This is a genomic window from Arthrobacter sp. NicSoilB4, from assembly GCF_019977335.1.
In the GTDB taxonomy this organism is placed as follows: Bacteria; Actinomycetota; Actinomycetes; order Actinomycetales; family Micrococcaceae; genus Arthrobacter.
The window spans coordinates 3,817,440-3,831,548 of the sequence record NZ_AP024653.1; the positions used below are offsets into that span (position 1 = coordinate 3,817,440).

12 protein-coding genes are annotated in these 14,109 nt (G+C 66.9%); 4 read left to right on the plus strand and 8 right to left on the minus strand.

Translation table 11 applies throughout. The features are described from left to right. The first annotated feature begins 30 nt into the window (after window positions 1-30). Together LDO13_RS17525 and LDO13_RS17530 are read left to right on the plus strand one after the other, a co-directional pair. Window positions 31-453, plus strand: coding sequence for a helix-turn-helix domain-containing protein (locus tag LDO13_RS17525; RefSeq protein WP_224047931.1), 423 nt, complete (start codon window positions 31-33; stop codon window positions 451-453). A 74-nt stretch (window positions 454-527) separates the two neighbouring features. Then, on the plus strand, window positions 528-806 hold the full coding sequence (locus LDO13_RS17530) for a hypothetical protein (protein ID WP_224047932.1): 279 nt from the start codon (window positions 528-530) through the stop codon (window positions 804-806). A 30-nt stretch (window positions 807-836) separates the two neighbouring features. Here LDO13_RS17530 and LDO13_RS17535 read toward each other — a convergent pair whose 3' ends face one another. Further along, window positions 837-2,057: a PucR family transcriptional regulator gene (locus LDO13_RS17535; RefSeq protein ID WP_224047933.1), complete on the minus strand. Its 1,221-nt coding sequence runs from the start codon at window positions 2,055-2,057 to the stop codon at window positions 837-839. Between the two features lie 256 nt (window positions 2,058-2,313). On the opposite strand from LDO13_RS17535, the gene ald reads away from it, so the two are divergent. After that, window positions 2,314-3,432: an alanine dehydrogenase gene (gene ald, locus LDO13_RS17540; protein WP_224047934.1), complete on the plus strand. Its 1,119-nt coding sequence runs from the start codon at window positions 2,314-2,316 to the stop codon at window positions 3,430-3,432. Between the two features lie 83 nt (window positions 3,433-3,515). Here ald and LDO13_RS17545 read toward each other — a convergent pair whose 3' ends face one another. The 7 genes from LDO13_RS17545 to LDO13_RS17575 all read right to left on the minus strand — a co-directional run bounded on the left by LDO13_RS17545 (window position 3,516) and on the right by LDO13_RS17575 (window position 13,341). Continuing rightward, on the minus strand, window positions 3,516-5,027 hold the full coding sequence (locus LDO13_RS17545) for a S8 family serine peptidase (RefSeq protein ID WP_224047935.1): 1,512 nt from the start codon (window positions 5,025-5,027) through the stop codon (window positions 3,516-3,518). A gap of 204 nt (window positions 5,028-5,231) precedes the next feature. Then, window positions 5,232-6,284, minus strand: a complete 1,053-nt coding sequence (locus tag LDO13_RS17550; RefSeq protein ID WP_224047936.1) for a Gfo/Idh/MocA family oxidoreductase — start codon at window positions 6,282-6,284, stop codon at window positions 5,232-5,234. Window positions 6,285-6,401: 117 nt separating this feature from the next. After that, complete coding sequence (locus LDO13_RS17555; protein ID WP_224047937.1) at window positions 6,402-8,114, minus strand: ABC transporter family substrate-binding protein; 1,713 nt, start codon at window positions 8,112-8,114, stop codon at window positions 6,402-6,404. Between the two features lie 55 nt (window positions 8,115-8,169). After that, complete coding sequence (locus tag LDO13_RS17560; RefSeq protein ID WP_224047938.1) at window positions 8,170-10,419, minus strand: ABC transporter ATP-binding protein; 2,250 nt, start codon at window positions 10,417-10,419, stop codon at window positions 8,170-8,172. Further along, window positions 10,416-11,402: an ABC transporter permease gene (locus LDO13_RS17565; RefSeq protein WP_224047939.1), complete on the minus strand. Its 987-nt coding sequence runs from the start codon at window positions 11,400-11,402 to the stop codon at window positions 10,416-10,418. Before LDO13_RS17565 ends, LDO13_RS17560 begins: the two co-directional genes overlap by 4 nt. 2 nt (window positions 11,403-11,404) lie before the next feature. Continuing rightward, the gene (locus tag LDO13_RS17570) at window positions 11,405-12,391 is read right to left on the minus strand and encodes an ABC transporter permease (RefSeq protein ID WP_224047940.1); all 987 of its coding nucleotides are present in this window, start codon (window positions 12,389-12,391) and stop codon (window positions 11,405-11,407) included. Window positions 12,392-12,744: 353 nt separating this feature from the next. Then, a complete protein-coding gene (locus LDO13_RS17575; protein WP_224047941.1) occupies window positions 12,745-13,341 on the minus strand; it encodes a TetR/AcrR family transcriptional regulator in 597 nt (198 codons plus the stop codon). A gap of 124 nt (window positions 13,342-13,465) precedes the next feature. Between LDO13_RS17575 and LDO13_RS17580 the strand changes: the two genes are divergently transcribed. Then, a complete protein-coding gene (locus LDO13_RS17580; protein ID WP_224047942.1) occupies window positions 13,466-14,029 on the plus strand; it encodes an NADPH-dependent FMN reductase in 564 nt (187 codons plus the stop codon). Window positions 14,030-14,109: the final 80 nt, after the last annotated feature.

Below are 14,109 nucleotides of genomic sequence, written 5' to 3' on the forward strand. Positions count from 1 at the left end.
ACCCCCGCCCGGGGCGCTAGGATGCACTCCATGACACTGATTGCTCCCCGGGTGGCCGCCGCCCTTGCGGCCCAGGACGCGCAGAAACTCCAGTACGCCCTCAACGGCAGCGATGACATCACAGTGTTCGTCGACGGTACCGTGCACCGGCTGCCGGACCAGGCGCGGGACGCCGTCGTCGACCTTCTGGCGCGCTTCAGCCGGGGTGAGGCGGTGACGGTCAGCAGTGTGGAGGAAATGCTGACCACGTCCAGGGCCGCGGAGCTGGCGGGCATCTCGCACACCTACCTGCGGAACATGACGGACCGCGGCGAAATACCGGTGGAATACCGGGGCACGCACCGACGGATCCGGCTCGCCGACATCATGGCCTGGCTGGAAAAGCAGAAAAAGAACAATACCGCCGACGATGTACCGGACCACGGGGATGACGGGGCCGCGGATGCTTCGTGACGGCGTGATAAGGATCAAACAACGATCCCGGCCCTGCGCGGAGACGCGGGGAAGGCCGGGGTTACGCTTGGATTGTGGGTAAGTTCAGAGGGTGGCACATCGTGGCAGGCATTGCCGCCATGGTGCTCACCGGCATCCTCGGGACCGCAATGGGGCTGACCAATACGGCAGCCTTTATGTCCAGCTGCGTGGCGTTTGTGGCTGTTTCACTGTGGATGGACAGCCGGATCTCTCGCCACCGGAGAGAAAGAGCGCGGGAGACAGCGCGCGAGGCCGCCCGAGAGGCGGCCGGGTCAGAGCCGGACCGCCCGTTGGGCGCCGAACCTCCCAACCGCGAGGGCCGCGGCAACTGAAACCGCCGGCTGGGGCTTGATCGCGACGGACTAGATCCGGGGCCGGTCCGCCCAGCGCCGCGCTTTCAGGGCCGCATGGAGTTCCAGCCGCGCCATCCCCTTGAGCGGATCCACCCCAAGCAGCTGCCGGATCCGGCCCAGCCGGTTGTAGATGCTGCTCCGGTGCAGATGCAGCTTGTCCGCCACTTCCTGGACCGAACCGTCGTTGTCGTAGAAGAGTTCCAGCACGGGCAGCAGTTCATGATTCCGATCGTGGTCCTCCAGAAGGCGGAAGTAGACCGAGCCCGCATCCGCCCAGGCCCCTGCCCCGCCGCCCGCCGAGGCCAGCAGCTGGTAGATGCCGGTGGCACGGCAGTCCACCAGTTCCCCCAGCTGGGGATCCACGGCCGCCGCCTGGGCGGCCTGGCGGGACTGCCGGTAGGCGTCCGCCAGTTCCCGCGGCCGCGCGAAGCCCTCGGAGGTTCCGAGGATGATCCGATGCACCGCCCTGCCGGACCGTTTGGCCAGCTCCAGCTGGTAATGGACCAGCACCTGGGCGTGGTCCGCCCGGCCGGTGGACTCCTTGAACAAGACGACCGAGTGGGTCTCCGTCCCCGCACTGAAAAGGGCGGCGTCCACCCCGATGGTGGCCTGCAGCGCCGCGGAACGGTGGATCAGCGTGGAGGCGATCGGGTCCGATCCCTCCGCCCAGCCGTCGGCGTCCAGCACCGTCACGAGCTGCCAGGGCCCGCGGCCCTGGACCTCCTTCCAGCCCCCCACGGCCGCGACGGCGTTGGACTCGCCACGGCAGGCGGCCAGGAATTCCTGCTCGCGGCGGCGGCGGAACTCGGATTCGGCGGTGTTGGATTCCAGCAGCAGGGCGGAGAGCTGCTCAAGCTCCCGGGCCACCTCGGGCAGCTGGGCGAGGACAGACGTCGCATTTGGTTCGTCGGCTTCGAGCTGGACCCAGAGGTAGCCCACCCGGAAGCCGCGCAGCAGCAGGGGAACGCAGACGCGGCCCAGCATCCCGAGCTCCTCATTGGCCGGCACCACCACAGGCCGCACCGCCGTCGCGATCCCGTGCGAGAGCTGCCAGGCACTCACGTCCACCGCAACGCGCTTGGTGAGCAGGAAGTTAACCCGGACCCGGTCCGCCTGCGACTGGTTGGAGCTGTAGGCGAGCAGCAGTCCGTCGAGATCCTCAAGGGAGAGGCCGCGGCCCAGTTTCAATGCGACCTGCTCCACGAGCTGTTCGACGTCCTGCTGCTGCATCCTGCCACATTACTGCCGTTTCCTTCCCGGTTGGGAATACGGAGGCGAACACCACCCCAACGGACAGCAGGCGACACCTGACGCCTGCCCGTTCGACAAATGTCCAGCCGGCTATTTGCAAAAGCCCGGAATTCCGCGGAATCCCGGCCCTGCCGCCCGGGCGGACCTGTCGCGTGCCTCACGGCCGGATTTATTCTGGAAGTACGACATCCCACACACCCAGGCCCACAAGGCCGCCAGCAATGGAGCCCCCCAAATGATCATCGGTGTCCCCAAAGAGATCAAGAACAACGAATTCCGCGTCGCCATCACGGCTGCCGGCGTCCACGAGTTCCGCACCCACGGCCACTCGGTCCTGGTGGAGCGCGGCGCCGGCCTGGGCTCGGGCATCACGGATGAGGAATACGCCATCGCCGGCGCCGAGATCGTCGTCGACGCCGACGACGTCTGGGCGCGCGCCGACATGGTCCTGAAGGTCAAGGAGCCGGTCAAGGCCGAATACCACCGCTTCCGCAAGGGCCTGGTCCTCTTCACCTACCTGCACCTCGCGGCCGAGCCCGAGCTGACCCAGGCCCTGATCAACAGTGGCGTCACCGCCATCGCCTACGAGACCGTCCAGGAAGGCCGCGCCCTGCCGCTGCTCGCCCCGATGTCCGAGGTCGCGGGCCGCCTGTCCGTCCAGGTCGGCGCCACGTCGCTGATGGCTCCGGCCGGCGGCAAGGGCGTGCTGCTCGGCGGCGTACCGGGTGTCCGCCCGGCCAAGGTGGTTGTCCTCGGCGCCGGCGTTGCCGGCACCAACGCCGCCGCCATGGCCCTGGGGCTCGGCGCCGACGTCACCATCCTGGACATCAACATCAACCGCCTGCGCGAACTGGATGCCCAGTACCAGGGCCGCCTGAAGACCGTTGCCTCCAACGCCTACGAGATCGAGAAGTCGGTTGTGGATGCCGACCTCGTGATCGGCTCCGTGCTGATCCCGGGCGCGAAGGCCCCGAAGCTGGTCACCAACGAGCTCGTCTCCCGCATGAAGCCCGGCTCCGTGCTGGTGGACATCGCCGTGGACCAGGGCGGCTGCTTCGAGGACACGCACCCCACCACGCACCAAGAGCCGACGTACAAGGTCCACAACACGATCTTCTACTGCGTTGCCAACATGCCGGGCGCGGTCCCGAACACCTCCACGTATGCACTGACCAACGTCACCCTGCGCTACGCCGTCGCCCTGGCCAACCTCGGCGTCAAGGCCGCTTTCGAACGCGACGCCGCCCTCGCCGCCGGGCTCAACATCGCCGGCGGCAAGGTGGCGCACCGCTCGGTTTCCGAGGCGCACAACCTGCCCCTCGTGGCCGACTGGCACGAGCTCGTCTCCGCGTAACCAGCCGCTAAAACCGCATCGACTGCTCCGTTACCGCCCTTTTGGACCCCCAAAAGGGCGGTTTGGGAGCAGTCGATTGCTGTTTAACCCCCGATCGCGCGGAGGGCGTTCACCTGGCCCTTGCCGTAGAAGCCGTTGTTGCCCGTGCCGCCCTGGCATACCTGCGGTGCACCGTTGGACGCCGACGGGAACGGGGCGTACATCGCGGTGTCCGGGCAGGCGACGCCGTCGGCAGTGCCGCTGATCCGCGCCGACACCGCGCCCGGGTTTGTGACGCCGGTACTGACCACCAGGGCCGCAATGCCCGCCACGTGCGGGGAGGCCATCGAGGTGCCCTGGAGATAGCAGTAGGCTGCGCCGGCGTCGACCACCTTGAGCGATGCGGCGCACGGTGCGGACGCCGGCCAGGTGGACAGGACGCGCCCGTTCACGGCAGCCGGAGTGACCTGCAGGCGGCGGTCGCCGCCGGGAGCCACGACGTCGGCACTGCCCACGCCATAGCTTGAATAGTAGGACTTGAAGCCCTTGTTGCCGTTTGCCGTCACACCGATCACGCCGGCAACCTCCACCGGGACCACGGCGCAGGCGTTGCTGATCTCACGCGAAACCGGCGTGTAGTTGTCCGGGCTCATGACATCGCGGGTGGGGTGGGCGAGGTCGTCCGAGAAATTGCCCTGGGCAGCGACCACCGTGGTGCCGCTCTGCTGGGCGAAGCGGATGGCCCGGCGTTCGGCTTCCCAGATCGCGCGCTGCTCGGGGTCGTTCTTGCAGTTGAAGAGGTAGGGGTCCGCGAAGTAGCTGTTGTTGGTGACTTGGATGCCCTGGGCGGCTGCCCACATAAAGGAGCAGACAATGGCTTCAGGGTAGAAGAAGCCGTCCGCGTTGCCGGCCTTGATCCCGGCGATCTTCACGTTGGGCGCCACGCCCACCATGCCGATGCCGTTCTTGGCGGCCGCGATGGTTCCCGCGGTGTGCGTGCCGTGGCCGTTGTCGTCCATCCAGGCGGACGGGGACTGGTTGGGGACGCCGCCGACGCAGGAGACACTCTTGCCGAAGTCGACGTTGGGGGCGAGGTCGGGGTGGGTGTAGTCGAGGCCGGTGTCGATGTCGCCGACCACCACGGATGCACTCCCGCCGTTGAGGGCACGGGCGGCGGGCGCCTGGATCTGGTCCATGTCCCACTGCAGGGCTGACAGATTGTCGTTTCCGGGGGCAGGCTCGCCCGGTGCCACAGGCGCCTGGGCGGCGTCGTCCGCGCCGCTGTCGCCGAGGGCGACGCCGAGGGCAGCCGTGGAGGCGGCGCCCTGGACCGACCCGTCCCGGGCCTTCAGGGCCGGGCCGAAGCCGGCTCGGTCCGACTTCACGATCGCCACTCCGATTTCCGGGTAGCTGTGGACCACGGTTCCGCCGGCCGCGGCGACCGACTTCAGCGAGGACTCCGAAACACCGTTGGCCTTGTACAGGACAACGTAGTTCTGCATTGCGCCGGCGGGGGTCTCGGCGGACGCGGCAGGATAGGCCGCGCCGGCCAACAAGCCCACGGCAAGGGTTACTGTGCTCAGCGGTGCAACGAGCCTTTTGAGTTTTTGCATCATGCTGCTCCATTTCTGCCAGGGCAGCAGGACACGATAGCGGCCGGCCGCACTGGGTTCGCTTTCCAATCGGCCGAGGGCGTCGTTGCCGAGGGCCGCTTCCGGGGTTCACCCGAGCAAGATTGGTGAAGACCCACGGCTTAGACCATAGTGACGCAAGTTACAGTTGTGAAGTCCTGTGGGCAAATGAGTCTGCTGTTGCCCCCCTTAAACCAGCGCCCGGGCCTGCTCGATCAGCCGCAGCACCTCCACGGGCCCGGCCGGGTCCACGGGGACCGGCAGTGCCGATCCCGCCCCGCCGCCGCTGATCTTCTCTGCCAGGATCCGGTAGAACTCCGGGTAGGCGCCGCGCTCGGTGGGCAGCCGGTCCAGGTGCCCGTCCCGGCCGAGCAGCCCGGCCCAGTCCCGGTCCTCGATCCCGTAATCGGCATCCAGCGGGCTGCCGCCGGCCACGATGAAGGGTTCCTGCGGGTCGATCCCGTGCTTGGTGAAGGCGCCGTCGCTGCCCAGCAGCCGGAACCGCGGTCCCTGCTGGGCGCAGAGCATGTTCATCCACAGATGGCTTGTCACGCCGGATTCGTGCCGCAGGGCGAGGAAGACGTCGTCGTCTGTCTTTTCGCCCTCCCGGCGCGCCGCCAGTTCCGCGTGCGTGACCGTGGCGGGTCCGAAGAGCTCTAGGGCCTGGTCCAGCAGGTGGGTTCCGAGGTCGAACAGCACGCCGCCGCCGTCGTCCGCCGTCGCCTCTGCTTTCCAGGCCTTGGCGACTGTCGGGGACCAGCGCTCAAAGCGGGATTCGAACCGCGCGACGGCGCCGAGGGCGCCGCTGTCCAGCAGCCCGCGGACGGTCAAGTAGTCGCCGTCCCAGCGCCGGTTCTGGAAGACCGTGAGGACCCGGCCCAGCCGCTCTGCGAGCCGGATGAGCTCCTCGCCTTCTGCGCTGCGCACGGTAAAGGGCTTGTCGACGACGACGTCGAGCCCGGCTTCCAGCGCGGCCTTCGCGAGCGGGTAGTGCGTGGCCGGCGGGGTTCCGAGGACCAGCAGGTCCAGTTCACCGGCGAGCCCAAGAATGTCCGCGGGGGTGTCCACGATCCGGGCGCCGGGGTACCGGGCGGTTGCGGCGGACTGCCGGCCGGCGTCGGACGTGGAGATCACGTCGAGCGAGTACGCGGGGTTGGCCGCGAGGAGGGGGGCGTGGAAGACGCTGCCCGAGAGGCCGAAGCCGGCCACGGCAGCTCGGATGGGCCGGGAGTCATTTGTCATGGCTCCAACGCTACTCCCGCGCGCCCCGTCCCACGCCGCATTAAGCGGCGAAGGCCGGCACCCCTGGAAGCCACGGGGTGCCGGCCTTGCCGTTTCAGCTGGTCCTATTCGCTGGGACTACTTCTTTTCCCAGCCGATGGTGGTCCAGTCCGGAACCTGGGACAGGCTCTTGAACAGGGACGGGCCGTAGTTGGCCAGGCCGGTGCGCACGAAGGAGATCTGCGGACCGTTCATAACGACACCCATGGAGAAGTACTTCTCCATGTGCTTCTTTTCAACTTCCATGGCTGCCTTGTTGCGCTCGGCGTTGTCGGCAATGGTGGAGAGCTTCTTGATTTCGGCGTCCAGCTCGGCGTCGCCCAGTTCGTTCTCGTTCGTCTTGGAATCGTAGAACTGCTTCACGGAGTCGGTCGCGTCCGGGCCCACGGTGTAGCCGGAGACGCTCATGAAGAAGTCGCGGCTGCCCAGGACCTTGCCGAAGTCGGCGGAAGCCCGCTGGTCGATGCCGACGTCCATGCCGCCGGCCTTGAGCTGGTTCTGCAGGGTCTGCGCGAAGGCCAGGGTGGTGGGATCGTCACCGAAGTTGCTGATCTTGAAGGCGGCGGGAACGCCGTCCTTCTCCATGATGCCTGCGGCGTTGGCCTTGTAGCCGGCGTCGGTGAGGACCTTCTTGGCGGCCTCGGCGCCGGTTTCCTTGACCGGGTAGTTGTCCTGGTAGTACTTGGAGAACGGCAGCAGCATCATCGATCCGGAGCTGGTTTCTTCCCAGTTCAGGCCGTTGAAGCGGACCTTGCGCAGCGCTTCGCGGTCGACGGCGGTGAAGATCGCCTTGCGGATCGCGACGTCGGTCAGCGGCGCCTTCTGGGCGTTGAGGTTTAGGCCGCCGGCGAAGAGGCGCTGGCCGCGGCGGATCTCGGAGTTCTTCGTGCCGTCGAGCTGCTTGTACGGGGTGATGGTGTTGGCGGAAACGCCGTCGATTTCACCGTTCTTGAAGGCGGCGATTGCGGCGCTGCTCTCAAGCTGGCGGAAGACGACCTTTTCCAGGACGGGCTTGTTGCCCCACCACTTGTCGTTCTGGGCGAGGGTGACCGTCTTGGCGGCGCTGTCGTACTGGCCCACCTTGAACGGGCCGGCCATCCACTCCGGGTGCATGTCGCCGGTGAAGCCTTCGTTGAAGATCGCCGGGGTGTTCACGGCCGGGTGGATCAGGCCGGTGAAGAGGGAGTCCAGCGGGTAGACCGGCTGGGTGGTGGTGACAATGACTTCTTTGTTGCTGGAACCGGCCTTGACGGATTCAACGAACTCGTACGCGCCGGAGCTGACGATGTCGATGTCCTTGTTTTCACCTTTGAGCATGTTCCAGGTGTTCTCGAAAGCCTTGACGTCGATCGGCGTGCCGTCGTTGTAGGTGGCCTTCTCGTTCACCTTGATGGTGATGGTCTGCTTGCCGTCCTTGACCTCGCTCTTGACGTCTTCGCAGAAATCCTTGTTCGGCGTGGCGGTGCCGTCGAAGTCGAAGTTCCAGCAGCCCCATGTGCCTGCCTGGTCGATGGGGCGGTGCAGGGCGGTGTTGTCCGCGCTGTTGCCGTTGTTGGAGAAGCCGTTGAAGTCCGGACCGATGTTGCCCAGCGGCAGGGTGATGGTGCCGCCCGGCTGCAGGTCCTTGGCGTCCTTGGCGTTGATGCTGACGAGCTTGGCCAGGTCGCTGCCTGCGTCCTGGCCCTTGCCTGCCTCGGGACCCGTTGCGGCGCCGCCGCCACCGCCACAAGCGGTGAGCGCAAGCGCTGCCACGACGGCGGTAACGCCGCCGATCTTGGTCAGATTCTTCATGTGTTCCCCTTCATTCCATTTTTGGTGCGAGTTTGTGCTGCGTGTGACTGGTAGGTCAGATGGTTTCGTGGACAACGAGCATGTCCGCGTCCAGTTCGCCGTCCGGGTAGAAACAGGCGAATTGCTGGTCTGTGGGGGCCGTCTGCGCGGCCCGACGGCCGGGGGCCGGTGTGGCGGAAGCCGCTGTCTGCAGCGGCGGTTCCATGGTCAGGCATTTCTCCTGCCGCGCCGGCGGCAGTGCCGCGAAGACCGGGCAGCGGGTGGCGAAGTTGCAGCCCTTGGGGGCTTCGAGCGGCGACGGCAGGTCCCCTTGCAGGATGATGCGTTCGCGGGTGCGTTCCAGCACGGGGTCCGGGACCGGAATCGCGGAGAGCAGGGCCCGGGTGTAGGGGTGGCGCGGGTTGTCGAAGACGCTGTCCACGTCGCCGATCTCCACGATCTTGCCGAGGTACATCACGGCCACCCGGTTGGAGATGTGCCGCACCACGGACAGGTCGTGGGCCACCATAAGGTAGCTCAGCCCGAGTTCCGCGCGGAGCTGGTCCAAAAGGTTGATCACGCCGGCCTGGACGGACACGTCCAGGGCGGACACCGGCTCGTCCAGGACCACGAGCTTGGGGTTCACGGCGAGGGCGCGGGCAATGCCGATGCGCTGGCGCTGGCCGCCGGAGAACTGGTTGGGGAAGCGGTTGACGTGGTCCGGCTGGAGGCCCACGAGCTCCATCAGCTCCATGATCCGTTTCCGGATCTGGGGCTTGGCCATGCCCGCGTTCTCAAGCGGCTCCGAGAGCACCTCAAAGACGGTGAAACGCGGATCGAGGGCACCGGTGGGGTCCTGGAACACCATCTGGAGTTCCTTGCGCATGGCGCTCTTGGTCCTGGCGTCCGCGGCTTCCTTGTTGCTGAGGCCGCCGATGACAACCTCGCCGTCCTGGTCCTTGTGGAACTCCATGATTTCCAGCAGGGTGGTGGTCTTGCCGCAGCCGGACTCGCCGACGATCGAGAAGCACTCGCCCTCGCGGATGTCGAAGCTCAGCCCGTCCACCGCCTTGACGGTGCCGATCCGCCGCTTGATCAGGGCGCCCTTCAGCAGCGGGAAGTGCTTCTTGACGTCCCGGAGCTCCAGCACGGTCCGGCGTTCCGCGCGCGGGATCGCGTCGAATCGGGACACCGGCACGGCCGGGGCTTTGAAGACCTCGCGGACGTCCACTTCAAGGCCGAGGGAGTCGGTCTTGATGCAGGCGGCCTGGTGCGGCAGTCCGCCGTCGAGGTTCTCCCCGGCGACGGGCCACAGCTCCGGTTCGCCCTGCAGGCAGGCGTCGCTGACCAGCGGGCAGCGCGGCGCGAAGGAACAGCCCGTGGGGGTGTGGATGAGGTTCGGCGGGATGCCTTCGATCGGCACCAGCGAGGACTTCTCCGCCACGTCGACGCGCGGCACGGCGCCGAGCAGGCCCATCGTGTAGGGCATCCGCGGGTTGTAGTAGATGTCGTCGACGCTGCCGGTCTCCACCGGCTTGCCGGCGTACATCACCATGATGTCGTCGGCCATGCCGGCGACGACACCCAGATCATGGGTGATCATCACGACGGCGGCGCCGGTTTCCTCCTGGGCGGTGTGCAGCACCTCGAGGACCTGCGCCTGGATGGTGACGTCGAGCGCCGTCGTCGGCTCATCGGCGATCAGCACGCGCGGGTTGTTGGCGATCGCGATGGCGATCATGACGCGCTGGCGCATGCCGCCGGAGAACTCATGCGGGAAGGCCTTGAGCCGGTCCTTGGGGCTGGGGATTCCCACCATGCCGAGCAGCTCGGCAGCGCGCGCTTCCTTGGCCTGCTTGCTCATGGTGGGGTTGTGGACCGTGAGCGCCTCGATGATCTGGGTGCCCACCGTGTAGACGGGGGTCAGGGAGGACAGCGGATCCTGGAAGACCATGGCGATGTCGTTGCCGCGGTGCCGGCACATGGCCTTGTCGCTGAGTCCCAGGAGTTCCTTGCCCTGGAGCCGGACGGAGCCGGTGACTTGGGCGGTGTCCGGCAGGAGTCCCAGGATGGCCATGGAGGTGACGGACTTCCCGGAGCCCGACTCGCCCACAATGCCCAGGGTCTTGCCGGCGCGGAGGTCGAAGTCGATGCCGCGGACTGCGTGCACCACGCCGTTCTCCGTGTTGAAGCGGACGTTCAGGTCCCGGACGGAGAGTACGGCATCCGCCGGGGCATCACCTGGGGCGTGCAGCCCGGCGACGTGCAGGCGCTCAACAGCGGAGAGTTCGGACGATTCGGCGCTGGCGGTCATTTCGTGGCTCATGCGGCCCTCTTCTGTGTCTTGCCGGTCAGGCCCTTCTTCTTGGCGCTGCCGACGGAGCTGGAGCTCGGATCGAACGCGTCACGCAAGCCGTCGTTCATCATGGCGAGCGAACCGGTCAGCAGGAACATGACGGTCAGCGGGACCCAGAACATCCACGGGAAGGTGGAGACCTGGGAGGTGGCCTGGCCGATCAGCACGCCCAGGCTGACATCGGGGACCTTGATGCCAATGCCGATGAAGGAGAACGCCACCTCGGCCAGGATCGCGCCGGTGATGCCGCGGGTGATGTCGAGGACGAGGAGCGAGCCGATGTTCGGGACGAGGTGCCGCCAGACGATGCGCCGCGGCGGGATCCCCATATACTGGGCCGCCTTGACGAAGTCGCGCGACATCAGGGACATCGAGAGCGAGCGGATGAGGCGGGCTGTGCCCATCCAGCTGAAGACCAGCAGGACGATGATCAGTAGCAGCCAGCTGGGCAGGCTTTTCTGAAGTCCGTTGCCGCCGCCGCTCGTGGCCACGGCGACGACCAGCAGGGCCGGCATCATGATCAGGGCTTCGAGGGCAAACAGCATCACCTTGTCCACCTTCCCGCCGAAGTAGGCCATGGTGCAGCCGTACACGGCGGCGATCAGGACCGAGACGAGGCCGACGACGAGGCCGATCAGGATCGAGATCCGGGTGCCTTCGACTGTGAGGGCGTAGAGGTCGATTCCGGCCTGGGAGGTGCCCAGCAGGTGCTCGGACGACGGCGGCATGCCGATGTTGAAGGGGTCGATCGTCTCCTTGTCCCAGCTCGTGAAGAAGCCGCCCACGAAGGAGAACAGGGTCAGCGCCAGGAAGATGACCAGGCCGACGACGGCTGTTTTGTTGCGCAGGAAGCGGCGGAGGATGATCGAGGACTTCGCAATGACGACGTCGTTGTTCTCGATCTTGGCCTCGCCGGCGACGGCGGCCGGGTCGATGGTGTTGAGGTTTGTCATGGTTACTGCACCCGCACTCTCGGGTCGACCAGGGTGGTGGCGAAGTCCGCGAGGATGGCGCCGATCGCGAATATCACGGAGCCGTAGGCGAGGGTCGCCGTCGCGGCGTTGACGTCCTGCAGGGCGATCGCATCGATGCTCCAGGATCCGACGCCGTGCCAGGCGAAGATCTTCTCGGCGAAGAAGCCGCCGGCGAAGATGGCCGGGATCGTGAAGGCGATGCTTTGCGCTACGGGGATGAAGGACACGCGCAGGGCGTGCCGGCTGATGGCCTGGTTGCGGGTCAGCCCCTTGGCCCGCGCGGTACGGACGAAGTCGGCGTTGACGTTGTCCAGTAGGTATTGGCGCTGCGCGATCTGATAGGCGCCCCAGCCCACGATCGTGATGGCAAAGGTCGGCACTGCGTAGTGGGCCAGCATGTCGACGAATTGCGCCCAGCCGTCGCCCTCAAGCCCCGGCGTGGAAATGCCGGTGACAAAGAAGATGCGTTCGCCGACTGACTCGTTGATGTTGATGGCACCGAGCTGCACCAGGAAGTAGGCGATCGGCGCGGGCACGATGTACACGAGGTAGCTGTAGGAGGTGATGACCCGGTCCGAGGCCTTGTACTGCCGGGCCGCCGTGTAGACACCCAGGGCGATGCCGATGATCAGGGTCAGGACGATGGAGGCTAGGAACAGCCGCGTGGAGATCCACACCCGGTCGCCGAATTCGGCGTTGATGAACGCGCCGTTCGGGCTGCGTCCCCAGTCCCAGCGGGTGACGATCGCCGTGAGCCACTCAACATAGCGGTCCCAGGCGCTGAGCTCCGGATCGAGGCCCTTCAGCCGGAAGGAGTTGGCCACCTGCTCGGGGGTGGGCCGCGGGATCCGCTCCTGCTCCAACAGCGCGGGCTGCAGGGTGTTCACGGCCAGGAAATACCCGGCAGTGGTGGTCAGGAAGATCATGAAGACATACGTGATGGCGCGCTTGGCGAGGTATCGGAGCATGGGATGGCTAGTTCTGGATCGCCGTTGCCTGTGCGGTGCCTGCCGGACCGGCTGATGCAGCCGCAGCGCGCGCAAGATTCTTGACAAGATTCACAACTTGATCCTTCCGTAGTCCCCATCCGGCAGGGGATTACCGCTGCCGATCCGGGATCTGGGCCAGCGGGTTTCTGGCCGCCTGCGCGCCTTTCGGCGAGTCCTTGTGGACTATGTTGCAGGTCACATTCCAGAGGAAACTATCACATGGATACTGCCGCCGAATGACGCACGCCCCGGCGTTCCGCGAGTCAGGTATCAGATCGTTATGAATAATTCAGGGGAATGGATTTGGCGCGGCCCGGCGGGGACGGCGTGGCCTACGCTCCGCTCACCACGCGCGAGACGAGCTCGCGCCAGGACGCGGCGAGGCGCTGCGGGGCAATCTGGTGCACACGGACGGCATGCAGGATCCGCTCCGGCTCCAGGACGGCGCTCAGCGAGGTGGCCATCAGCCAGGGGTCGGTCGTGACGCCAGCTTCCCGCAGCAGCATCTCCAGGTGCCGGTGCCAGAGCACTGCCGCCGGCACGTCGAACCGGTTGTGGGCCGACACGTCCGCGGCCCGGGCGAGCTCACCAAATTCAAGCACCCAGGCTATGCGCTCCTCACCGAAGGCAATGAGCCTTTCCCGCGGCGGGGCGCCGGGTCCGAGCGGCGGCGGGCCGAACATAAAGCGCCCCTGGAACTGGGCCTCCGCGTCGCTCAGCAGCGTCATCATGAGGCCCGCCCGGCTGCCGAACCGCCGGAACACCGTCCCCTTGCCCACGCCGGCCCGCTGCGCCAGCGTGCCCATGGTGAGGCCGTCGGCCCCGCATTCCTCGATTAGCTCGCGGGCGGCACGGAGCAGCAGTTCGCGGTTCCGTGCGGCGTCGCGGCGTTCAGGCTCCAGGCCCGGGCGGATTGGGATGAGGCTCACACCGCACATTCTAGACCCGGGGAATAGAAGCGGACCGCAGTCCGTTTTGATCTGCGAAGGCCGAAAAAGCCTCCATATTCAGCCAACCGCAGGACCACCCGCGGCGCGACACCTAGGAGTTCACATGTCCAAGACCACCGTACTCACCCTGGTCGGCAGCCTGCGCGCCGATTCCACCAACCAGAAGCTGGCCGAAGCCATCCAGCTGAACGCCCCGGAGCAGGTTGAGGTGCTGATTCACGACAGCCTCGGCAACATCCCGTTCTACAACGAGGACATCGACGTCGAGGGCCAGGTCCCGGCTGCCGCAGCCGCCCTGCGCGCCGCCGCGAGCGACGCCGACACCCTGCTCCTGGTCACCCCGGAGCACAACGGCACGGTCCCCGCCTCGCTCAAGAACGCCATCGACTGGCTGTCACGCCCCTTCGGCGCGGGCGCCCTCAGCGGCAAGCCGACCGCCGTTGTCGGCACCGCCTTCGGCCAGTTCGGCGGCGTGTGGGCCCAGGATGAGGCCCGCAAGGCCGTCGGCATCGCCGGCGCCCAGGTCCTGGAGAACGTCAAGCTGGCCGTGCCGGGCTCCATGGTCCGCTTCGCCGAAGTCCACCCGAAGGACGACGCCGAGGTCGTCGAACAGATCAAGGGCGTCTTCACTGCGCTGGAAGAATCCCGCACGGTCGCCGCGGCCTAGCCTCGCGCACTGCCGGAAACACCGGACACCCCCGCACGGTCCTCCGCGCGGGGGTGTTCCGCGTCGGGACGCCTTTCGGC

Bases quoted from the DNA above. Each gene is read 5' to 3' on its own strand.
- LDO13_RS17525 (WP_224047931.1), top strand. From the start codon at position 31: ATGACACTGATTGCTCCCCGGGTGGCCGCCGCCCTTGCGGCCCAGGAC.
- LDO13_RS17535 (WP_224047933.1), bottom strand. From the start codon at position 2,057: ATGCAGCAGCAGGACGTCGAACAGCTCGTGGAGCAGGTCGCATTGAAA.
- ald (WP_224047934.1), top strand. From the start codon at position 2,314: ATGATCATCGGTGTCCCCAAAGAGATCAAGAACAACGAATTCCGCGTC.
- LDO13_RS17545 (WP_224047935.1), bottom strand. From the start codon at position 5,027: ATGATGCAAAAACTCAAAAGGCTCGTTGCACCGCTGAGCACAGTAACC.
- LDO13_RS17550 (WP_224047936.1), bottom strand. From the start codon at position 6,284: ATGACAAATGACTCCCGGCCCATCCGAGCTGCCGTGGCCGGCTTCGGC.
- LDO13_RS17555 (WP_224047937.1), bottom strand. From the start codon at position 8,114: ATGAAGAATCTGACCAAGATCGGCGGCGTTACCGCCGTCGTGGCAGCG.
- LDO13_RS17560 (WP_224047938.1), bottom strand. From the start codon at position 10,419: ATGAGCCACGAAATGACCGCCAGCGCCGAATCGTCCGAACTCTCCGCT.
- LDO13_RS17565 (WP_224047939.1), bottom strand. From the start codon at position 11,402: ATGACAAACCTCAACACCATCGACCCGGCCGCCGTCGCCGGCGAGGCC.
- LDO13_RS17570 (WP_224047940.1), bottom strand. From the start codon at position 12,391: ATGCTCCGATACCTCGCCAAGCGCGCCATCACGTATGTCTTCATGATC.
- LDO13_RS17580 (WP_224047942.1), top strand. From the start codon at position 13,466: ATGTCCAAGACCACCGTACTCACCCTGGTCGGCAGCCTGCGCGCCGAT.